Source organism: Pelobacter seleniigenes DSM 18267 (assembly GCF_000711225.1).
Classification (GTDB): Bacteria; Desulfobacterota; Desulfuromonadia; order Desulfuromonadales; family Geopsychrobacteraceae; genus Seleniibacterium; species Seleniibacterium seleniigenes.
In genome coordinates, this window is the sequence record NZ_JOMG01000004.1 from 575,958 (window position 1) to 598,851 (window position 22,894).

Annotated in this window: 16 protein-coding genes, 1 tRNA gene and 1 pseudogene; 14 read left to right on the forward strand and 4 right to left on the reverse strand. The window is 49.0% G+C overall.

What is annotated here, in order from left to right; all coding sequences use genetic code 11:
- Positions 1–256: 256 nt before the first annotated feature.
- From modF to N909_RS0119645, 3 genes are all read right to left on the reverse strand, one after another.
- A complete protein-coding gene (gene modF, locus N909_RS0119635) occupies positions 257–1,723 on the reverse strand; it encodes a molybdate ABC transporter ATP-binding protein ModF (protein WP_029917840.1) in 1,467 nt (488 codons plus the stop codon).
- Between the two features lie 182 nt (positions 1,724–1,905).
- Positions 1,906–3,195: a homocysteine synthase gene (locus N909_RS0119640; RefSeq protein ID WP_029917841.1), complete on the reverse strand. Its 1,290-nt coding sequence runs from the start codon at positions 3,193–3,195 to the stop codon at positions 1,906–1,908.
- 374 nt (positions 3,196–3,569) lie between these two features.
- Complete coding sequence (locus N909_RS0119645; RefSeq protein WP_029917842.1) at positions 3,570–4,850, reverse strand: O-acetylhomoserine aminocarboxypropyltransferase/cysteine synthase family protein; 1,281 nt, start codon at positions 4,848–4,850, stop codon at positions 3,570–3,572.
- Positions 4,851–4,943: 93 nt separating this feature from the next.
- Here N909_RS0119645 and N909_RS0119650 point away from each other — a divergent pair, with 93 nt between their 5' ends.
- Entirely contained in the window at positions 4,944–6,377 is a 1,434-nt protein-coding gene (locus N909_RS0119650; protein ID WP_029917843.1) for an Rqc2 family fibronectin-binding protein, read from the forward strand.
- A 72-nt stretch (positions 6,378–6,449) separates the two neighbouring features.
- Positions 6,450–6,536, forward strand: a tRNA-Leu gene (locus tag N909_RS0119655).
- A 143-nt stretch (positions 6,537–6,679) separates the two neighbouring features.
- On the opposite strand, the pseudogene N909_RS25400 reads toward N909_RS0119655, so the two are convergent.
- Positions 6,680–6,796: pseudogene (locus N909_RS25400) on the reverse strand (transposase); the annotation flags it as partial.
- A 184-nt stretch (positions 6,797–6,980) separates the two neighbouring features.
- On the opposite strand from N909_RS25400, the gene N909_RS0119660 reads away from it, so the two are divergent.
- From N909_RS0119660 to N909_RS0119715, 12 genes are all read left to right on the forward strand, one after another.
- The gene (locus N909_RS0119660; RefSeq protein ID WP_029917844.1) at positions 6,981–7,541 is read left to right on the forward strand and encodes a PEP-CTERM sorting domain-containing protein; all 561 of its coding nucleotides are present in this window, start codon (positions 6,981–6,983) and stop codon (positions 7,539–7,541) included.
- A 233-nt stretch (positions 7,542–7,774) separates the two neighbouring features.
- A complete protein-coding gene (gene prsT / locus N909_RS0119665) occupies positions 7,775–10,411 on the forward strand; it encodes an XrtA/PEP-CTERM system TPR-repeat protein PrsT (protein WP_029917845.1) in 2,637 nt (878 codons plus the stop codon).
- Positions 10,412–10,420: 9 nt separating this feature from the next.
- Entirely contained in the window at positions 10,421–11,782 is a 1,362-nt protein-coding gene (locus N909_RS0119670) for a TIGR03013 family XrtA/PEP-CTERM system glycosyltransferase (protein WP_029917846.1), read from the forward strand.
- Between the two features lie 2 nt (positions 11,783–11,784).
- Positions 11,785–12,576 (forward strand): polysaccharide biosynthesis/export family protein, encoded by a 792-nt coding sequence (locus N909_RS0119675; protein WP_029917847.1) that lies wholly within the window; start codon positions 11,785–11,787, stop codon positions 12,574–12,576.
- Between the two features lie 11 nt (positions 12,577–12,587).
- The gene (locus N909_RS0119680; protein ID WP_029917848.1) at positions 12,588–14,090 is read left to right on the forward strand and encodes an XrtA system polysaccharide chain length determinant; all 1,503 of its coding nucleotides are present in this window, start codon (positions 12,588–12,590) and stop codon (positions 14,088–14,090) included.
- Positions 14,091–14,329: 239 nt separating this feature from the next.
- Complete coding sequence (locus tag N909_RS0119685; protein ID WP_029917849.1) at positions 14,330–15,154, forward strand: XrtA-associated tyrosine autokinase; 825 nt, start codon at positions 14,330–14,332, stop codon at positions 15,152–15,154.
- A gap of 21 nt (positions 15,155–15,175) precedes the next feature.
- The gene (locus N909_RS0119690) at positions 15,176–16,426 is read left to right on the forward strand and encodes a porin family protein (RefSeq protein ID WP_029917850.1); all 1,251 of its coding nucleotides are present in this window, start codon (positions 15,176–15,178) and stop codon (positions 16,424–16,426) included.
- A 3-nt stretch (positions 16,427–16,429) separates the two neighbouring features.
- Complete coding sequence (locus N909_RS0119695; protein ID WP_051689976.1) at positions 16,430–17,581, forward strand: XrtA/PEP-CTERM system-associated ATPase; 1,152 nt, start codon at positions 16,430–16,432, stop codon at positions 17,579–17,581.
- Between the two features lie 148 nt (positions 17,582–17,729).
- The gene (locus N909_RS0119700; RefSeq protein ID WP_029917852.1) at positions 17,730–19,043 is read left to right on the forward strand and encodes a nucleotide sugar dehydrogenase; all 1,314 of its coding nucleotides are present in this window, start codon (positions 17,730–17,732) and stop codon (positions 19,041–19,043) included.
- Positions 19,044–19,319: 276 nt separating this feature from the next.
- On the forward strand, positions 19,320–20,189 hold the full coding sequence (locus N909_RS0119705; protein WP_029917853.1) for an XrtA system polysaccharide deacetylase: 870 nt from the start codon (positions 19,320–19,322) through the stop codon (positions 20,187–20,189).
- 281 nt (positions 20,190–20,470) lie between these two features.
- On the forward strand, positions 20,471–21,508 hold the full coding sequence (locus N909_RS0119710; RefSeq protein ID WP_029917854.1) for a GNAT family N-acetyltransferase: 1,038 nt from the start codon (positions 20,471–20,473) through the stop codon (positions 21,506–21,508).
- On the forward strand, positions 21,505–22,875 hold the full coding sequence (locus N909_RS0119715; protein ID WP_029917855.1) for a polysaccharide pyruvyl transferase family protein: 1,371 nt from the start codon (positions 21,505–21,507) through the stop codon (positions 22,873–22,875). The genes N909_RS0119710 and N909_RS0119715 overlap by 4 nt, the downstream gene beginning before the upstream one ends.
- The last annotated feature ends 19 nt before the right edge of the window (positions 22,876–22,894 follow it).

A 22,894-nucleotide genomic window follows, 5' to 3' on the forward strand; every position in this document is an offset into this window, starting at 1 on the left:
ATATTGTTGCCTTCTTTTTAACATGCTGGGATCGCGAATGTTTTTGTTATGGAATAGACTTTTGTCGGAAAAACTTACAGATGAAAAGCCTAAACGGTATATCCTTGGCAGGCCGTCGAAAGCAGCCCGCTGAATCTATGGATAGTTGGGGAATTTAATGGCAGATAATCAACTCATTGATTTTGTGAGGTCGAGGCAATCGCATTTCGCCCGATTGTGTTTAACGAAGTCTCCCAGCGAACTCTTCACCAACCCGTTACGGGCAACGGGTAATTGCAGCGGTAGACCCGCCTCCCGGCGCCGGAACCAGTTGCAGGCTGTTCTTAATGCAGGGGATCCGGTCTTCCGGATGATGGGTCACGTATAAAATCTGGGTCCGACCTGTGGAACCAAGGATGTCAATCAGTTTCAGGACCATCTCCCGGTTGATCTCATCCAGCCCCTGGCAGGGCTCGTCCAGAATCAGCAGTTGCGGCTGTTTGATCATGGCCCGGGCGAGCAGAACCAGACGTTGCTCGCCGAAAGATAACCTTTGAAATGGAGTCCTGGCCAGTTCTTCCATGTGAATGAGCTGTAGCCATTGGTCCGCCAGCTGTTGTTGTTTTTTCGACACGTCGTGATAGATGCCGATGGAATCAAAGAAGCCTGAGAGCAACACCGCTGAAACCGTACCCGGGACCCGGTAGCTGCGCTGAAAAGCGGTTGAAATATAGCCAAGCCGTTGTTTGATCTCCCAGATACTTTCACCGGAGCCTTTTTTTCTGCCGAACAGGGTGATGTCATTGGCATAGGCCTGAGTATTTTCTCCGCTGATAAGGTTCAGCAGGGTCGTTTTGCCGGACCCGTTCGGCCCGGAGATGCTCCAGTGTTCACCAGGCAGAACCTGCCAGGATAGATCCGCCAGGATCGGTTTGTCGCCATAGCGGACCCAGACCCTGTTCATGCGGATGAGCGGCTCCTGGTTGTCGTTTGTCGGCATGGGCTGTTCTGTAGGGGGGGAGGGGAGTTGTACCGACCCTTGGCTGTGAAAGTGGTGAACCCGATTCAGCGCTGTCGATGCAAGCATTTTTTCCCGCGGGCCCCAAAGCACAATACGGCCGGACTGCAGGTAGGCCAGATCGGTAATTTCCGGGACAATTTCACTGAAACGGTTGAGCAGCAGCAGGATCTGGGTACCGGCCCTGGTTATTTTGCTGATCAGATCTTTGAGGATGGCGCAGGAGGATTGGTCCAAACCGTCAAAGGGCTCATCGAAAACGATCAATTGCGGTTTCTTTAAGAGAGCTTTGCAGATAACCGCTTTGCGCATTTCCCCGGTGGAGAGGAACTTGATCCCTCGCTCAAGCAGACCTGAAAAATCAAACTCTTCGGCCATAACCGCTAGCGCCGGTGCCAGTTCCGGTTGGCCGTTGAGGATGAAGTCACGGGCGGGCGTGCCTGGATCGGCCCCGCCACAGACATTGGAATCGTCGTTGTAACGTTCCTGGTCAAGGGCTTCGGTGACGGATTCGAAGGACACAAAGGCGGTTTTCTCGGGTAACGTGGCCGTGCCCTCCTGGGCTTTCAACTGCCCGCAGAGCAAACGGCCTAATGCGGATTTTCCGGAACCGTTGGCGCCGATTATTGCCCATTGCTGATTTTGGGTTACGGTGAAATTGATGTCACTGAGGCAGGTTTTTTTGCCGATTCTGCTGGTGATGTTGACGAGGCTGATAAGTGGCAAGGTGATGTCCCCTGTGTACTGTTGCGAAGTGCCCGTATTCAGCGGGCGGAAAGAGCGATTGTCGCCCGCTTTGGCGGCGCGGTTTTCAGTCTGCCATGGATGAAGGCTTATTGGTCCGCCAGGGGCGTTCCAAGGGAGGGCATTAAGGGGAAGGCTCCACCCTTAATGCCCTTGGCTAATTGTTACTGCTGACTTGCAACAATGGCCTGCTCAATGTCGGCCCAAAGATCATCAATATGTTCGATCCCGACCGAAATACGGATCAGCCCGGGGGTGACTCCGGCCGCTTTTTGCTGCTCTTCATCCAACTGCTGATGAGTCGTCGAAGCCGGATGGATCACCAATGTCTTGGCATCGCCGATATTGGCAAGATGACTGGCCAATTTCACATTGTCAATGAATTTTGTCCCCGCTTCAAGCCCTCCGGCGATTTCAAAGCAGATAATTGCTCCCTGTCCTTTGCCAAGATACTTTTGGGCGTTTTTAAAATCCCGATGGGTCTCAAGGCCGGGATAGTTGACCGCCTCGACCAGCTTGTGCTGCTCCAGTTTGCGCGCGAGTTGCAGGGCGTTTTCACAGTGGCGTGGCATGCGGACATGCAATGTCTCCAGTCCTTGCAAAAATTGGAAAGCATTGAAGGGCGACAGACAGGGGCCCATATCACGCAGCAAGGTGAGTCTCATCTTCAGGATATAGGCCAACTCTCCCAGGGCCTCATGGTAAACCAGACCGTGATAGCTGGGGTCCGGGTTGGTGAACTCTGGGAAGCGGCCACTCGACCAGTCAAACCGGCCGCTGTCGACGACGGCTCCGCCAATACTGGTGCCGTGCCCACCGATGAATTTGGTCAACGAATAGCAGACAATATCGGCGCCATGCTCGATGGGCTTGAACAGTACCGGCGTTGCGACCGTGTTATCGACGATCAAAGGGACTTTGGCCGCATGGGCTATCGCTGCGACAGCTTCAAAATCATCGACATTATTTTGCGGGTTGCCGATGGTTTCCAGATAAACGGCTTTGGTCCTGTCATCAATGGCCGCGGCAAAATGATCAGGGTTGGAGCTGTCAACAAACTTGACAGTGATCCCCATCCGTTTGAAGGTGTGATTGAACAGGTTGTAGGTCCCGCCATAAAGGGAACTGCTCGACACAATATTGTCCCCGGCCTGGGCGATGTTCAGGATTGCCAGGGTGATGGCCGCCGAACCCGATGCCAAAGCCAATGCCCCAACTCCGCCATCCAGTTCAGCCAGGCGTTTTTCCAGCACATCTGTGGTCGGATTCATCAGCCTGGTATAAATATTCCCCATTTCTTTCAGGGAAAACAGGTTGGCGGCATGCTCAGCTGAATTGAAGGTGTAGGAACTGGTCTGATAAATCGGCACAGCACGGGAGTTGGTGGTCGGGTCCGGGATTTGCCCGGCATGTAAGGCCAGGGTATCGTCACGATATGGTCTCTCATTCGGCATAATTTACTCCTTGATATGCGTGTTGAAAGAAATGATTATGTAGTAAATTGGTAAAGAATGAATTATCTATATCAACTCATAACGAAGTTGGCAAGGGATAAAAGAGATTTAGGTCAGAAGAAGCCAGTTGTCAGGAATGGTTCTAGTTTGAGCAACTTTGCAGTAAACTCGGGACTGCCCCCAGGGTCATCGGGGGCTGTACCAAGAGGTTGCGAACCATGAAACTGTAGCGGTTAGCACCGCAAAGACCTGGGACAGTCCCCGTGCGGGGACAGTCCCGGTTTTGCTGCTATCTACTCTTTAAACTACCGCCATTCCCAGTTGTCCCCCCATCAAGTACTTGATAAAGGGACAACTGGCGAGCAGGCAGGGTGTCAGCGGCTTGCCGCCAAGGCCTGATCGACATCCGCAATCAGGTCATCAATATTCTCGATGCCGACGGAAAGTCGGATCAGATCCGGGGAAACCCCGGAGGCAATCTGCTGCTCTTCCGTCAGTTGTCGGTGGGTGGTGCTGGCCGGGTGCAGCACGCAGGAACGCGCATCACCGACATGAACCACCATGGCGATGAGCCGGCAAGCTTCCATGAATTTAATACCACTGTCACGGCCGCCTTTGATACCGAAGGTCAACACTCCGCTGGCTCCTTTGGGCAGATACTGCTGAGCCAGGGCGAAACTGGAATGGCTTGCCAGCCCCGGGTAGTTGACCCAGGACACGCTCGGGTGAGCGTCCAGGAACTTGGCCAGGGCCAGGGCGTTGCTGCTGTGTCGCTCCATGCGCAGGTGCAGGGTGGTGAGCCCGTGATTGAACAGGAAAGAGTTCTGGGGGGCGGGGGTGACGCCCAGGTCACGCATGTATTGAGCCCGTGCCTTAACGATGTAGGCCAGCGGACCGAATTTCTCCAGATACTTCAGCCCGTGATAGGACGAGTCGGGTTCGCAGATTTCCGGGTACTTTTCGGGCGTCCAGGCAAAGCGGCCGCTGTCGACGATAACTCCGCCAACGCAGGTGCCGTGGCCGTCAATGTACTTTGTGGCCGAATGAACGATAATGTCGGCACCATGCTGCAATGGCTGGCAGAGGTAAGGGGACGCCAGGGTGTTGTCGACAATCAACGGAACCGCCATCTCCCGGCTCAGGGTGCTGAACTTCTGGAAATCAAGGATATTCAGGCCAGGGTTGCCGATGGTCTCTGCGAACAGGCAACGGGTTTGCGGGCGAAATGCTTTTTGCATCTCTTCCAGGGAGCTGTTGGGATCAACGAAAGTGACCTCAATGCCGAGCTTTGGAAAGGTATTGGCGAACAGTGAAAAAGTTCCCCCGTAAAGGGTGCTGGCGGCAACGACATGTTGCCCGCTGCGGCAGATATTTAATATGGCCAGTGCCGTTGCCGCCTGGCCGGAGGAGGTGGCGAGCGCGGCGACGCCCCCTTCCAGCAAGGCTATTTTTTCTTCGAAAACACTGGTCGTCGGATTCCCCAACCGGGTATACATGGGGTCTGGACAATCCAGGTCAAACAATTGTGCCATATGCTCGGCTTTGTCATATTTAAAAGTTGTGCTCTGATGAATGGGAGGGGTTCTTGACTCCGCCGCTTTGGGCTGATAGTTCCCCTGGACCGCCTGAGTTTCGATGTGCCAGCTTTTCTGCATGAGTTTCTCCTGTTGATGGCATAAAATATGCCGGATATTAGCAGATTGAACAGTCAAGTGACAATTATCTCCTGAATCTGAAAGTCTGTTTTGATGGAATATTTGCTTCTCCAAAAAGTTGTCGCTGAATTAAGCGATCGAATCTGTCCGTCCAAAGTGGCCAAAGTCTACCAGCCCGATGCCGATATGGTGATCCTGCGTCTCTGGAATGGCAGGGAAACGCTGCGCTTGTTGCTGAGTGCTGAACCCGGCCGCAGCCGCATTCATTTGAGCGACCAGGATTTTTTGAACCCGCAGCGGCCGCCGCGCTTTTGTCAGTTATTGCGAGCCAGGCTGGCACGGATTGAGGCAATCACTCTGGTTGACAACGATCGGATTGTTTTTGTCGAGGGGAGCGGTGGGGCCGGCCCCTGTCGTTTAATTGTTGAATTGATCGGCGGGAGCAGTAACCTGATCCTCTGTGGTCCGGAGGGGATGATTATCGATGCGCTCAGGCGTTCGCCCGCGGCTGGTTCCGGGCGAGCAATCATGGCCGGCCAGCCTTACCAGTTGCCGCCGGAACGTCGTCAGGACAGGGATAAGGCTGGAAACATTGAAGTTGAGCTGGAGGCCGGGCAGTCGTTTAACCAATATGCTGCGAAGTGCTATGGAGGTACGGGAGACTCCGATGGGGGGAAGGTTCGGCAGGATATTCATGAACAGTTACTGAAAACCGTTCAGCGGCAGAGGAAAAAGCTGGAAAAACGGCTGCAGAATATCCGTGCGGATTTTGCAAAACAGCAAAATCCGGACAGCTACAAAATTCGGGGTGAGCTGCTGCTGGCCAATCTTTACCGGCTCAAACGGGGGATGGATCAGGTTGTTCTAGAAGACTATTATCATGACCCGCCACAATCCATCACCGTCACCCTGGATCCGAAACTGGATCCGCAGAGCAATGCCGAAGGGTATTTTCGGACCTATAAAAAGCTGCGGCGGGGTTTTGAGCATACCCGCAGGAGATTGGAGGAGACAGAGACTGAATTGTCCTGGCTTGGCGATCTTGAATATCAACTGAAAGAAAGTGTAAGTAAATCCGACATTGAGGATTTGGCCCAGGAACTGAAAGATGTCGGCCTGTTCAGGGAATCCGGTAACCTGCATGCAAGGCGGACGACTGTAGCCTCCGTTCCTCGTCAACTGGCCAGCCCGGGTGGCTTTGATATCCGTTGGGGGAGGAATAACCGGCAGAACGACGAGGTTTCGACCAGGATTCTGAAAAAAGGTGATCTATGGTTTCATGCGCATAATATTCCCGGGGCTCATGTGGTTCTAAAAGCCGGGGAGAAGAATGTCCCGGTTCCCGAAGCCGACCTGTTGTATGCCGCATCCCTGGCTGCCGGCTATTCAAAAGCCAGGAATGATTCCAAAGTTGAGGTGATGATGGCCGAGGCGGGGCAGGTGAGAAAACCTCCCGGAGCCAGGCCCGGGCAGGTTTTAGTCAAACACTTCAAGACCCTTTTGGTTGAACCGCTGCGGGTGGATTGAAAGAATTTTTTTTTAAGTGATATTTTTTGTTGCAAAGGGAAATCCCATTTGCTATAAACACCCTCGCTTCACGCCGAAGTGGTGGAATTGGTAGACACGCTAGGTTCAGGGTCTAGTGTCCGTAGGGACGTGGGAGTTCGAGTCTCCCCTTCGGCACCAAATAAATTATATAACCCGGTTACTTTACTTGAGTAACCGGGTTTTTATTTTCAGGCGCTTTGGCTGGAATTCGAGGGTCTACACCAAAGAAAGGGGCAGGTAACTTTATCCCACCACTAAACTGATCAAACTTCTGCTATTTTTTAACCGCACAATACCTTGACGCGCAACCTGTAATTTTCAAAATTCCTAAAGCCGTATGCTCGCCGTTGAATCAACTTCATCTTGCGATGAAATCCTTCCACAATTCCATTGCTCCGATAATATCGAAACATACAAGCTATCGGCTCTAGCCAACTGGTCAGAGTTTTGTGTCGGTGATTTTTACAGTAGAGGGGGATTGTTTTGAAAGTGACATTAAATCAATGTGTTGAAATGTTGGTACAGGCTGTGCATGAACTGCGATATAAGTTATCTGGCTAATCTACCTTGCAGGAGGATTCAATGAAAAAATTATTAGTTTTAACGGTTCTGATCGCTCTTTGGGCCGTTTCAGCCACAGCCAGCACAATACCCTATTGGTCTTCAGCATCTTCAAATTCAGAGTTTCTGCTGTTGGATAACGATGCCGCTTTAGCTTTCGGCATCTATACTGTTGATGATTTTAATAACCCTGATCTGGAAAGTATTCAACTGACCACACTGTTTAGTGCCGGTTCTTCTCTTTTTGCCAACAATCAGATTGATGCCGCGGATTATAATGTTTTTGGGTTCTATGTTTATAATGTTACTAATAATAGGATCTGGTTGTCTGATACAACCCTTTCCGGCAATGCTGCTTCCGGAGACCTGTACGGTTTGACTGTGAATTTGCAAACTGACAGATGGATAATGGATGCAACGAATTCAGAAAATGTTTGGTATCTTTCCTTTACTAAACTTGATGGTGCAACGGTCAGGCTTAAGGTTTACAGCACTGATATTGCTCCGGTTCCAGAGCCTGCAACGTTGCTGCTTCTTGGCTCGGGTTTGATAGGGCTCGCATTTCTTAAAAGAAAAAAATAGATTATTTGTAATATTTAAAATCTAATAATAAATAACAAAGAAAGAGCGAAGGCAACAAAGTCTTCGCTCTTTCTTTGTTAGGAACAATATATAATTTTGTCGAAAGCTTGCATTTTTAGGCTTATAAGTTATAAATTATAACCTGATTATAATATTCAGGTAGGCAGGCTTCAATAGAATGATTTCTGTTAAATCCTTATTGATTTTAAACATTTTTCTCTCAGGCGGGGGCCATGATGCGCTATCTTCTTCTATTCACTTTTCTTTTTGTTGCAGCTTGTAGTGGCCAAACCAAGGAAGAGTTGGCCCAGGAGGGTGCCGATTTAGCTGCTGCAGGAAACTACCGGGGGGCGATCGTCCTTTACCGGAACGCTTTAGAGAAAGATGCCGATTATCTGGCTGCCCGCAAGGGGCTTGCTGATGTTTATCTAAAGAGTGGAAAATTCTCCCAGGCAGAAAAAGAATATCAAAAAGTTCTATTACAAAACCCCTCAATGGCAGAGATCCGTCTTGATCTGGCCAGTGCTTATATTCAACTCAAGGAACCTGAAAAAGCTCTTTTAGAGTTGGACGCCTACCATTCTTCCGGCAAAGAGACCGTTGAATCGCTGGTTCTTTATGGCCGTGCCCACGGTGCCGCAGGTGATCTTGCCACCGCCGAAAAATTTTTCCAAAAGGCCATGGCTTTGGACCCTCAGGCAGTCGATCCGTATCTTTACCTCGGCCGAATGTCTGTCCAAAGACATGATTTTGATAAAGCAAAACAATACCTGCAGAAAGCTATCGAAATTGATAAGAAGGAAGATCAGGCTTATTATCTGCTTGCAGATATTTATGTCACGGAGGGGGACCGGCAGAATGCCTTAAAGACCTACTTGAGCCTTTCTCACGAAGTTCCCCAGCAATTACAGGCTTACTATATGGCCTGTATTCTGCAGATCGATTTGAATGACATCCCCGGTGCCGAAGATACCCTGCAAAGGTTGAGGGAAAAATTCCCTTCAGCTGCTGAGTCGTCACGCTTAAAAGGGATTTTGCTCTACAGGCAGGGGGATTTTGAGCAGGCCAAGGTGACCCTTGAGGAGTCTCTCAAAAAAGAGCGACATGTCCTGTCTTATTTTTTCCTGGGGTTGAGTTACTATGCTCAGGAGCAGTATGAGCTTGCCTTGAATCAGTTCCAGAATGCGCTTGACTTAAATCCTGATTTTGAACGAGCCAGGCTTCTTGTCGCGACAACGTTAGTGAAGCAGAAGCGGCTCGATGATGCGGTCATAGAGGTTCAGAAAGTCCTGCGCGCTGACCCTAAGAATGCCTATGCCCATAACATTCTTGGCAGTGCCTATCTTGCCCAGGGCGAATACGATAAAGGGATGACTGAGCTGGACAGGGCGATTGATCTCGATCCGTCCCTCGCGGATGCACACATCCGGCGAGGGCTGTTTCATTTGTCCAAAGGAGAGGGGGCCAAAGGGGAGGCTGACCTGGTCAAGGCGGTGGAAGCTGCTCCCGAAATCCTTAATGGCAGGTTGATGCTGGTTTCACACTATTTGCGGAAGAAGAACTATTCGGCGGCGATTCAGGCTCTGCAGGATGGTTTGAATGGATCAAAAGAAGACGCGCTGCTTTATAATTATCTTGCCGCTGCTTATTTTTCACAAAAGAAGAATGACTTAGCCGTTTCGGCGCTGGTGAAGGCAAAACAGGCGGATAGTCATTATCTGACTCCCTATTTTACTTTGGCTGCTTTTTACTCTTCTCAGTCGCAGTACGGGAACGCCATTGATGAATACCGGCAGATTTTAACGACTGATGGACATAATATCCGGGCGCTGTTGGGGCTTGCAGGGATTTACCGTATCCAGGGACAAAAAGTTGAACTGGAAAACATTTACAAATCTTTGGAAAACACAAGAACGGAAGAAGGGTTTTATTATGCTGCGCAATATCAGTTTAAAATGGGTCAAAAAGATGAGGCCTTGGCTGTCATTGATCGTGGGCTGCAGGTCTTTCCCGACTCTCTCCCTTTGCTGGAAATAAAAGGGGCTCTTTCTTTTGAAATGAAGGATGTGGCGCAGGCGCAAGCGGCTTACGAGAGGATGGCGTCTGTTGATCCGGAGAGAGGCTACGGTTTGCTGATGCGTCTTTATCTTTCTACCCGGCAGCTTGGACAGGCCGAAAAAATGGTTCAGGATTTGATGGCGTCTGATCCAGGTAAAGAATACCCTTATCTTCTTAAGGCCGGGTTGCTGCGCAGTCAGCAGAAAACAGATGATGCCCTGGCTGTTTTACAGACGGGTATCAACACTCTTATCAATCCGGTACGGCTAAAGATGCAATTGGCGCGTCTTAAAGAAGAACAGGGACATGCGGCTCAGGCCGAGCAGATTTATCTGCAGGTTATAGACCAGGAAGACAACTACGCTCCAGCCTACGTTGCCCTCGGAGTGCTTAGGGAAAGGTCGGGCGACAAGGCTGCCGCGCTTGATGATTACCGCAAGGCGGTCAAGTATGATCAGAAGAATGTTCCTGCGCTTAATAATCTTGCTTATCTCTTGGCCGATAACTTTGGGGAGTCTGAAGAAGGGCTCAACTATGCGTTGATGGCTTTTCGCCTGGAGCCGAATGACCCCCGGATCATGGATACTTTGGGCTATCTGCTATTGCTGAATGAACGCTCTGATGATGCCGTCAAAGTTCTTGACCGGGCTCATCAGATGTTGCCGAAGGAGAACGCAGTAGCGCTTCATCTGGCCCAGGCTTTGTTGGCGACAGGGAAGAAAGAAAAAGGGCGGGAGGTGCTCCAGGACGTTTTGAAAAATGGCTCCCCCCAGGAAAAGGCCCAGGCAAAAACGATTTTAAGCAAACAGTAGGCTTTTTGTATGATCAGACCTAAATATTTATTGCTGTGCCTCGATTTATGGTGTGCCTATCTTTGTCTGGTTGCGGCATATGTTTTGAGATTGGGTCTGCAAAGTGATTACCAGGAACTCTGGACCACCGGCATTTTGAAGGCAGCGTTGCTACTCGCAGTCATTGCCTTCTCGAGTTATTTTTTCGAGCTCTATGACAGTCAAAAATTCTTTGCAAAGAAATTCCTTCTTTATCGCGAGGGGGCAAACTTACTGACCTTGTTCTTTTTGCTGTCCGCGCTCTTTTACCTCTTTCCATCTCTGCAATTAGGCAGAGGGGTCATGTTTTTAACACTATTGATGTTTGTTGCGGTTCAGCTCGGAATCAGGGGGCTGATCCGGAGGTTTTCAAGTAGCGCACAGTTTGCTTCGCGTATATTTATCATCGGAGCAGGGCAGTTGGCCCAACGTATTTATGATATTGTCCCCAAAGATCATAATATTCATAGCTATATCAGATTTGTTTCTTGCACTGAGCAAAAGCCGTTTGTCGATTCCAGTCTGGTCGTGGGCGATATCAAAAGTATCGATGACCTGATTCGTGATTATCGCCCTCAAAAAATCATTACTGCCTTGGCTGAGCGCAGGGGAAATCTACCGCTGCGGGAATTCATGCACAGTAAATTGAAGGGAATTGATGTTATTGAGGCAACCACTTATTTCGAACAGGAGAAGGGTTGCCTGCTGGTGGAGCACATGCAACCCAGCGCCTTCGTTTACACCCATCGTTTTCGAATGACTCCGTTTATGCGCAGTTATAAGCGGATTTATGATGTGGTCTTTTCTACCATAGGACTGATTTTAACCGCGCCGTTGTTTCCATTATTGTCCGTTCTGATCAAGCTGGATTCTCCAGGACCGGTTTTTTTCAGGCAACTTCGTGTCGGAGAGGGAGAAGTTGAATTTTTTGTTTATAAATTCAGAACGATGGCCCAGGATGCCGAAAAGAAGACCGGAGCTGTTTGGGCACAGAAAAACGATCCCCGGGTAACCCGTTTGGGAAAGTTTATGCGTAAAACCCGGCTGGACGAAATCCCGCAGCTGTATAATGTTTTGAAAGGTGACATGAGCTTTATCGGCCCCAGGCCTGAACGGATGGCTTTTGTTGAAAGGCTTAAAGAGACCATTCCTTTTTATTCAACAAGACACTTTGTCAAGCCGGGTGTCACCGGCTGGGCCCAGGTTTGCTACCCCTATGGCGCATCGGATGAAGATGCCCTTGAAAAGTTGCGTTATGACCTGTTCTATATAAAAAACTACTCAATTTTGTTGGATTTCAGGATTATTGTCGACACTATTCGGGTGGTTACTTCCGGTTTTGGAGGGCGTTAGTTGTGAGACGAATTATTGTTTTTATTCTTTTAGTGCTTCTTGTTGTCCCTGCGGTTGCTTTTGCTGAAGATTATCTGATCGGCAAGGGCGATATCCTTGAGGTTTCTGTCTGGGGCGTTCCGGAGATGAGCCGATCGGTCACTGTGCGGCCAGATGGCAAGATTACTCTTCCCGCCGTTGGCGATGTTCTGGCGGACAGGAAAACGCCTGAAGAGCTGAGCCGTCAGCTTTCTGCGCGGATGAAAGAGTATGTTAAGCAGCCGATCGTCACGGTCTCCGTGCAGCAGATTATCAACAACCGAATTTATATTACTGGTAGCCAGGTTTCCCGTGTTGTTGATATGGTCAAAGAAACGACCCTTCTTAAGTTACTCAGTGAAATGGGGGATCTGTCAGGCACCGATTTGCATAAAGCCTACCTGTTGCGCAACAAGAAGAAAATCTCCACTGATTTTTTTGCCCTGTACTACAAAGGGGATATCAGTCAGGATATTGAATTGCAGGCCGAAGATATCATTTTTCTCCCCAGTAACCAGTTAAATGTCGTCTATGTCTTGGGGGCTGTCAAGACTCCGAAGACTTTGCAGTTTTATGATGGCATGCGCATTATGGACGCTATCCTTGAAGCAGGTGGGTTTACCGAATATGCCAAGGAAGATTCAGTTTTTGTCATTGATGCCGAAAAGAAGAAAAAAAAACTTGATCTTAAACAGCTGATTCGCGGTAAGGATATGGAATCCAATATTCTGTTGAGACCGGGGGATTATGTTATTGTGGATGAAAGTCTTTTTTAAGGAAATTTGGGATGGAAAATTTTAAAGAGATTTTTCGGTATCTCAGGGCTCTTTATCGATACAGGGTTTTGTTTGTCACGGCCTTTCTGCTCGTTATGACCGGTATCGGGGTGTACAGCCTGACCCTCCCCAAAATCTATAGTGCTGATACCACGGTTTTTATAGAAAGAAACGTTATTGACAGCCTGGTCAAGGGGATCGCCATATCTCCCAGCATTGACGACCGTCTCAAAGTGCTGCGCTATGCTTTGTTGAGCCGGGACCTTGTTACCAAAACTCTGGAACAACTGAATTCTCAGATTTTTACTAAGTCTGAGGCGGAACAGCAGGAGTATATTTCAAAGCTGATCGACCGGACCAATTTGCGCGTTCGCGGGCAGGAATTGTTTATGGTTTCAATCAAGGACAAATCTCCACGATTTGCCCGGGATTATGTCAACACTCTGGTCGGCAAATACGTTGAAGAGAATATCTCTGCCAAAAGGGAAGAAACTTACGGGGCAAACCGTTTTCTTGCCGAACAGATCGAGGTCTTCAAAGGAAAGCTTGAGGCGGCTGAAGATAAAATTATTCAATTCAGGAAAAAAAATGGGGTGTATTTCTCGGTCGATGAGGGGACCACTCTGGCGAATATCCGGGAGTTGGAAAAACAGATTGAAGATATCGGCCTTTCCCAGGATACCTTGCGAGCGCAAAAAAAGCAGATTGAGCAACAACTCAGTAATCTGCCGGAAACCATCGACACGGTTACTGAAGCCGCAGACAATAACCGTCTTACCGAGATGGAAAGCCGGCTGAATACACTTCTGCTTCGTTATACGGAGAATTATCCTGAAGTGATCAGGCTCAGGGCTGAAATCGACAGTTTGAAACAGCGGCTTGAGCAACCGGGAAACCAGGAAAAAACCTCGGGGACAACACGTTTGACGTCCATGAATCCCCTCTATCAGGAGTTGCAGGGGAAGGCTTTTCAGATCGATGCCGAACTGTCTTCACTGGCCGCTCGCAAGCTGAATTTACAGAAAACGATTGCGAAGCGTGAAAATGAATTGCGGGATGTCCCGACGACCCGCAAAGAGCTGGGGTTGCTTGTTCAGGAAAGAGATTCCATCAAAAATATCTATGATGATCTGTTGGGCAGGATGAGTCAGTCGGAGGTCTCCAAGCAGATGGAGATCAGCAATAAGGCTGACACGTTCCGTATTGTTGACCCTGCTGTTCTGCCGAAGGTCCCGGTCTCGCCAAATATGCTGAAAATGTTTCTCCTTGCCGTTGCCGGCGGGTTGGGTTGTGGTCTGGGGCTGGTTTTTTTGCTTGAAAACATGGATAACCGGATTCGGGATATTGAATTTTTAGAGGATGCCGGTTATGAGGTTTTGGCGATTGTTCCCAATATTGTAGACCCTGCAGTCGCCAAAAAACAAAAGTTCGGAAATGTTATGCTCTTCGCTGGTTCAGGTCTGTACTTCCTGTGCTTCTCCGGTGTTTTTGCCTATCTGATTTTTGTCAGCTAGGCCGCTTGAAACGTCATCCATTACCCATAGTTGGTTGCCATCCGGAAACTCCGAAGGGCAACGGCTAAGTTTTCAGATTGGAAACGAGGAATTTTTCGTTGTGGCTAAAAAATAAAGGGGTTGCGCGGAGGCGTAGTCCTTTACGCCGCACAAGAAAACCCGCAGATTGGCACCGCCACAGCGGAAAAGGGCCGTTTCCGGATGAAAACTAGTTGATAGCAGATAGGTTTAAAAACGATATGAGCCGTATTGAAGAAGCGTTAAAGAAAGCTGCACATAAGAGGCAGATGCCTGCCAGTGAAGGGGGAGAGAGGCCGGCACCTTCCCCTGCTTTTTCCCGAACAGCTCAGCCATCACAGCGAGTTGATGTGCTGCTTGAGGTCGACCCTTTAGAGATCGAAAACGTGCTGATTGCAACGGCCCGCGAGGAAAAAACCGTGGTCGTTGAAGAGTACAATAAGCTGCGTTCTGCGATCATTGCCTTGACCAAGGGAGACAAGGCAATGAATACCCTGCTGGTGACGAGTACCGCAAGCCAGGAAGGGAAGTCGATGACCTCTCTCAACCTGGCCATCTCCTTGGCCAAAGAACATGACCATACTGTTCTTCTGGTTGATGCGGATTTGCGGCGCCCTTCCTTGCATCGGTACCTGGGAATCAAACCGGAAGTTGGTTTGGTGCATTGTTTAAGGGATCAACTCCCGCTGGAAAAAGCGCTGATCAAGACCGGGATCGGCAAACTGGTCGTGCTGCCTGCGGGTGAAGCTATCAAGGACCCGTTGGACATGCTCTCTTCTAATCAGATGAAGGATATCGTTCGGGAATTAAAAGAACGTTATTCTGATCGTTATGTCATTTTCGACACTCCCCCTGCTTTGCCGTTTGCCGATGCGGGGGTTTTATCCGGAATGGTTGACTCAACGCTGTTCGTTGTTCGGGAAGGTGTTGCCAACCGAGACGACCTGCTTAAGACGCTGGCTGATTTTAAGGATCATAATCTGTTAGGTATTGTTTATAACGACGCCCATGCTTTTATGAAAAAACAGGATTATTACTATTACTGATTCATAACGAAGGGGTTGCCAATGAAGATGATCCGATTGATGCATCTGCTTTTAGTTGTGTTATTTGTCTGCTGTACCTCCTCGCTCGCTATGGCGGCTGCTGAGTTCCATCCCAGGGTGACTGTTGAGGAGGAATACAACGATAATATTTATCTGAGTGATTCAGGTGAAGAAAGTGATTGGATAACCACCATCGAGCCTGGTATCCAACTGCTTTACAAGGGGCGTTCGATTGATGCGACAATCGATTATTCTCTTCATTATCGATTCTATCTGGATAATAACCAGGAAAATGAGGAATCTTTCAAGGATGTGCAGCGCGCCAATGCTTCGGTGCTGTTTTTTGAAGGTCGGCCATTTACCTTGCAGCTCAATGAAACCATCAGTCGCGAAACCTTGGATGAGCGCCGCAACAGCGCAGCCTATAATGATATTGTCAACCGGACAACAGCCTACCATACAGTTGTGAGACCTCAGTATCGTCTTGAATTCGACCCAACCCTGGCGTTGATTTTAGGATATAGCTATGACCGTAAGGATTATGTTGACCCTCGTGGTAGCGATACTGAAGAGCACTCCGGGGATGTCACCCTTGAGAAAATTCTTTCCTCGGCTACAACTATTTATGGTGGTTACGCTTATCGCGTCTTTAATTCAGATGACCCGGCCGAAGATTTTGACCGCCAGGACTATCATTTGGGATTTCGCCACCACCTCGGCGCCAGAACGACGCTTGCGTTGCAGGGTGGTTTCAGCAATATCGACTATGACAGCGGCTATAGTACTGACAGCACCACCTGGCTGGGCGAGCTTTCCTACCAGCTCACTCCTGCGGTTCAGTTGGCTCTGACCTATTCCCAGGATTTTACCGTGACGGTGACCGAAGGCGTTACCAAAGCCCAGGAAGCTGCTTTTGCGGTGAATTATGTGAAAGACCCATTTACCGCAGAAAGCAAGCTGTATTGGACTAACTCTGATTATGTCCGCCAGAATAGAACCGATACCGCTTACGGCTGGAGTGTCGGTTTTTCTAACCATTATTCTCGGGCGTTCACCTTCAATGTCGATACGGAACTTGAATACGCTCAATATGAAGAGGCCGGGATGGCCGATGAAGACGTCTATCGGCTGACCCTGGAAACGTCCCTTGATTATGAATATCGACGTTTTCTGGCTTCCTGCGGATATCGGTATCGCATCAATAATTCAGATGTCGATGGCAATGATTACACCAATAACGTTATTTTTCTGAGTGGGACAATGCGGTTTTAATTTATGTATACAGAGTTTTTTGGCCTCAGCGCCAAACCGTTCGACCTTTTGCCCAATCCCAAATTTCTTTATTTAAGCAAAGGGCATCGTAAGGCATTAAGCTACCTGCAATACGGAGTTCAGGAACATGCCGGCTTTACTTTGCTGACCGGGGAGGTTGGCTCGGGGAAGACCACCCTGTTGCGTGATATCATTAACAAAATCAGTCATGATACTACTCTGGCAATGATTTTTAACACCCGGGTTGAATCTCAGCAACTCATTGCCATGATCAATGAGGACTTTGGCCTGCAGGTTGATGGTAAAAACAAAGCCCAGCTGCTCAGTGACCTGAATGACTTTCTCCTTAAAGAGTGCAGCGAGGGGCGACAGCCGATTATCATCGTTGATGAGGCACAAAATCTTTCCGAGGACGGTCTTGAAGAAATTCGCTTGCTGTCCAATCTCGAGGCGGACAGTTTTAAGTTGGTGCAGATCATTCTGGTTGGACAGCCAGAATTGAAACAGCTGATTGCCAAGCCGTCGTTACGGCAATTGCGGCAGCGCATCAGTATCAGCTGCCATCTCAATCCCCTCAACCGGGAGGAGACCGAAGAGTATATTTTCCACCGTCTGGCCACCGTAGGAAACCGGAATTGTGTCACCTTTCTCGACGGTGTCATTGATCGTATTTATCGCTTCAGTGGCGGCGTGCCACGTCTGATCAATCTGATCTGCGATTTTCTGCTGTTGTCGGCATTCGTTGAAGAGTCACGTGAAATTGACCTCGAACTGGTCAATGATGCGGTCAGTGAACTCTCTTTTGAAGATGCTTCCCTGCTGTCGGGAGATTTTGAAAAAGAAGCGCAGCCGCATCAAAGACTGCAGAACGCTTCCAGTACTGATGAGCGCCTGGCGCGCATTGAAGAGAATTATGCCAAACTGAATGCAACACGTTCAGAACAGGAGGCGATTCTTGAAAGGCTGTCCAGTCAGGGGAGCATCCTTGAATATCTGATCAACCAGCAACAGAGTCAGTTCGGTCGAATTGAAGAGCAACTGAAGAAAACAGCAGCCCAGATAGATCGCTTACGGGCCGCTGTGCTAAGCGATGGGAAAAGGTCGGTTCAGCAGGAACCGCTGCATTTTGATGAGGTGTTGAAGAAAAATTGTTAATTGGCTACAGATTGACGCAGATGGACACGGATCTGGACGGAAATTCATTTGTTTTGTCAGGATATGGATCTTGATTTGTAACTATCTGCGTTTATCAGCAGCAAAAATTGAAATTTCACATTTTATGAACTAATCAGGATTAAAAATAATGCTTGTTGATAAATTATTAAAAAAAGAGGCGACTTTAGCCGTTGTTGGCCTTGGTTATGTCGGTTTGCCGTTGGCAGCAGCGTTTGGTAAAAAAGTGCCGGTCATCGGTTTTGATATTCACACTGGCAAAGTTGAACAATTAAAGCAGGGTTTTGATGCGACCGGCGAACTGACCTCCGCGGATCTGGCTGCGACGACCATCCAGTATACGACGGACGCTGTGGCACTGAGGGCTGCCGATTTTGTCATTGTGACCGTGCCGACCCCGATTGATCAGAATAACAACCCCGATTTGACTCCCGTGGAGAAAGCCTCACGGACAATCGGTCAAAACCTAAAATCCGATGCGATCATCGTTTATGAATCAACAGTGTATCCAGGAGTGACGGAAGAAATCTGTGTGCCGATTCTTGAAGCCGAATCCGGCCTGAAATGTGGTGATGATTTCAGGGTTGGCTATTCGCCCGAACGAATCAATCCCGGAGATAAGGTTCATACGGTCGATAAAATTACCAAGGTGGTATCCGGCATGGACGCAGAGACCCTGGACCAGGTCGCCGATGTTTATAGCCTGGTGGTCACTGCCGGGGTGCATCGGGCCTCCTCTATCAAAGTTGCGGAAGCGGCCAAGGTGATTGAGAACACCCAGCGTGATTTAAATATCGCCTTGATCAATGAACTGGCTCTGATTTTCAATAAACTCGGCATTTCCACTCGTGACGTTTTGGCCGCGGCCGGTACCAAATGGAATTTCCTCAAGTTTACCCCGGGCTTGGTCGGTGGGCACTGCATCGGTGTCGACCCTTATTATCTGACTCACAAGGCTGAACAGATCGGTTACCTCCCCCAGGTTATTCTGGCCGGCCGGCGGATCAACGATGGTATGGGGAAATATGTCGCTGAGCATACGGTCAAAGAAATGATCAAGGCCGGAAAAGTCATCAAAGGATCGCGGGTTCTGATTCTGGGACTGACATTCAAGGAGAATGTTCCTGATATCAGAAACACCAAGGTTGTGGATATCATCCATGAGTTGTCCGATTACGGTATTGAAGTCATGGTTCATGACCCGATGGCAGACGCTGAAGAGACCAGGCATGAATATGGCATTGAGTTGATCAATCTGGATCAGGTTGACCATGTCGATGCTATTGTTTATGCCGTCAGTCATAAGGCCTTTAGTGACCTAAGTGCGGCAAGACTTGCAACCATATGCTCAAATGGGTCAGGTCCAGGGGTGTTGATTGATGTGAAATCTGTTTTTAACCAGGACGAGGTGGAAGCTGTTGGGCTGAGTTATTGGTCTTTGTAAGAATTATGTCCACGGAATTCACTGAAAACACAGAAATCAAAACAAAAGGACGACAACTTCTTGAAAAGGAAAGTAACGCTCTTCGTGGTGCTGTTTTTGAGGGCTGTCGGGAGCTTGGATATGATCTCCTGGTGAATTTCGGTTGTTATCCAAAAGTAACAGTCGAAAGAATAGTTTTGTAAAATGATTTTTCCGATTCGAGCTTATTTCGTCAGGTGAATGGGTGCTTTTCACTTATCTTCCGGGACTTCAGTGTTTTCCGTGGACTTGGGTAATATGAAAAATTTCATGACCATTGATGTCGAAGACTATTTCCACGTATCGGCATTTGAAACTATTTCCAAGCCCGCCAGTTGGGCGACGCGCGAAAGCCGGGTTGAGCGAAATACCGACCTGGTTCTGGAGCTTCTGGCTGAGCACAATGTGCTGGCAACCTTTTTCATTCTCGGTTGGGTCGCTGAGCACTTTCCGGGGGTGACCAGAAGAATTGCAGAGCAGGGGCATGAAGTGGCCTGCCACGGCTATCTGCATCAACGGGTTGCGGTTCAGGATCGCCAGATCTTTCGCGAAGATATTCGTAAAGCGAAAGCAATTCTTGAAGAGCAGGCCGGACAGCAGATTATTGGTTACCGTGCTCCCAGCTACTCCATCACCAGATCAACGGATTGGGCTTTTGATGAACTTCTTGAGGCCGGTTTTCAGTACGATTCAAGCATTTTCCCGATGAAGCATGATTTCTACGGTATCCCTGACTGGCCCCGTTTCGCAGGGTATGCGGTTAAAGAGAACAGTGGCTGGAAGGCGGAAGATGAGCCCTCAAGCCGTGAACGCTCAATCCGGGAGATTCCGATTACAACCCTGCGTTTGGGCGGGAGGAATCTGCCTATTGCCGGTGGCGGCTATTTTCGTTTGCTTCCTTATAATTTGACTCGCTGGGGGCTGAGCAGAATTAATCGGGTGGAGAAGAAGCCTTTTGTTTTTTATCTTCACCCCTGGGAGTTTGACCCGGCCCAACCGCGCATGAAGGGGGCTAGTGCTAAAAGTCGATTCAGGCATTATCTGAATCTGAGCAAGACGGAAAGCCGTTTCAAACGGCTGCTGCAGGACTTTCATTTTGAACGAATGGGGGCTTCTTTCGGCTTGTAGCCAGTTTCTTTTTCACTATTTCGGCTGAGCTCGAAGCAACTCTCAGAATGGGCCTTTTCAATGGTCTGTTCACCTAGTGTCCTGTTCGGTTCGTTGTTTGTATAAATTCTGAGTCATTTTTACTGCTGTCAAGGCGTGCCGCCGCAGGCCTGGCCGAAGCCAAGCCGAGAAGGCAGAACGTAGACAGCAGTAAAAAGGGCCAGAATTGGACTATAGAACTAACCGCACAGGACACTAGGGACAAACAACATTGTCTCTTTGCTATGACCAAGGTGCCACAGATGCAGATCAGGAAAGCGGGCAAAGCGGATCAGGATGTTTGGGATAAGTATGTCCTGCAGCACAAGGATGGACTTGCCTATCATCTGTTTGCCTGGAAACTGGCTGTCGAGCAAAGTTATGGTTGGCACGGTGTTTATTTGTTGGCCGAACAGGATGGGGTTGTTCGTGGCGTTCTTCCGGCTGTAGATTTTAGAGGCTTAAAAGGGCGCAGCTCTTACATTTCCCTGCCGTATTGCGATGCCGCCGGTCCTTTGGCGGATAGCCCCCTCATTGAAGACATGCTGATTGAGCATTTACGTTCCCTGGCGTTTCCGCACAAAAGACCCTGTGAAGTCCGCTATCCTATCGTCCGAGAGAACTCACCTCAAGCGCAGGGGGGCAAAGTCCGGATGCTTCTGCCGTTGCCGGATGACTCCGCCTCCCTGTTGGCCGGGTTTAAATCAAAATTGCGCAGTCAAGTCAGAAAGCCGATAAAGGACGGGTTGACGGCTCAACTTGGCGGGGCTGAGTTAATCGATTCCTTTTATACTGTGTTTACCCGCAACATGCGAGATCTTGGCTCACCTGTGCACAGCCGGGCCTGGATCGAATCGATCCTGTCTCATTACGGTTCGCAGGCGCGGGTTGCGATTGTTTGCGCTCCGGATGGAGCGGTTGCCGCCGCCGGTATTATCCTCCTTCACAAGACAACGGTCTCCATCCCCTGGGCATCCTCGTTGCAGGACTATAATCGGCTGAATCCGAATATGTTGCTGTATTGGACTTTTCTGTCTTTTGCTGCGGACAATGGCTACGCTTTTTTTGACTTTGGCCGGTCGACTCCCGGAGAAGGAACCTATCGCTTTAAGGAACAATGGGGCGCTCAGCCGCAGCCATTGCAATGGCTGCATTATCCTATCGCACAGGCTGATCCGGAACCAATCCTGCAAATAAAGCCGTCCAAACTGCGCACAACTATCGCGGGGGTATGGCAGAAATTGCCTTTGGTGGTCTCTGATACTGTCGGGCCAATACTGCGAAAGCGGATCAGCTTATGACAGAAAGGTCGCTCGGGTTAGGTATGAAATCAGTCAAAAGAATCGGCATCTTTGGCCACTATGGCAACAGAAACCTGGGGGATGAGGCGATTATTCAGGCCGTTATGCAGAATTTAAAAAAGCGCCTGCCCAAAGCCGAGCTGGTAGGATTTTCACTAAACCCAGAAGATACTGCTTCGCGCCATGGGGTCGAAGCGTTTCCGATCAGGCGGCGATCCTCTCATCAAAAGATGACTGCAACGGAAAAGGACGATGCTGTTTCAGAGCGGGTTTCTTCTGCATCTACAGATTCTTCTGTCGATAGAGTCAAGGCGTTGATCAAGAGAATTCCTCTGCTTAGACATCTCGCTAGACTGTGTTTGTCACTCCTGGCAGCCTTGAAAACTTTCTTTCTTGAGGTTCGTTTTCTTTTTCATGCATTTCAATACATGAAAAAGATTGACGTGCTGATAGTGACCGGCTCCAATCAATTTCTTGATAATTTTGGTGGACCCTGGGGATTCCCATACACATTGCTGAAATGGGCCTTATTAACCAGACTCGTGAGGGCTCGACTTTTATTCGTGAGTGTTGGTGCTGGCCCTATTGCCGGGATGTTGAGTTGCCGGTTTCTCCGTTGGACCTTACGCTTCGCTGACTATGTTTCGTTGCGGGACTATTCTTCACAGCAATTGCTGCGTGAACTGGTTGGCTTTAAAGGAAAAACACATGTTGCACCTGACCTCGCGCATAGCTTGTTGACCGAACAGGTGAAACCGGTTTGTTTGCCTCAAAGCAGGAGGCTAAACGGTTTGCCTGTTGTTGGTATCAATCCCATGCCATTGTTTGATCCCCGCTACTGGTGTGAACCTGTGGATTCCAAATACAAGCAATATATCGGTAAGGTCGCTGATTTCTCGCAAAGGCTTTTGGAAAATGATTATCCCGTATTTTTTTTTCCGACCCAGGAAAAGGACCAGGGAGTCATTATTGACATTCTTGATATCTTGCAAGAGAGGGGATCGTTGAGCGCACCCCGGGAAGATTATGTCCTGACCAGCGACTCTGTCGACGACTTGCTTGCCAACATCGCTGCCTGTGACCTCACCGTCCCGACCCGCTTTCACGGGACAGTTCTTTCCTTGCTGCTGGAAAAACCGACGCTGGGCATCTGTTATTATCAGAAAGCTAAAGAGCTGTTGAGTGTTGCAGGGCAGGCCGAGTTTGCCTATGACCATGAGCAGTTTCAGGCAGAGGATTTATGGTGCGGGTTCACCAAACTGGCGGGAGATATTGATCATGTTAAAGGACAAATACGGCATAGGAATTCAGAACATACTATTGCTCTTGAGCGGCAATATCATGAAATTATTGAGTTAATAGCATAGTCTCTTCAAAAAAGGATAT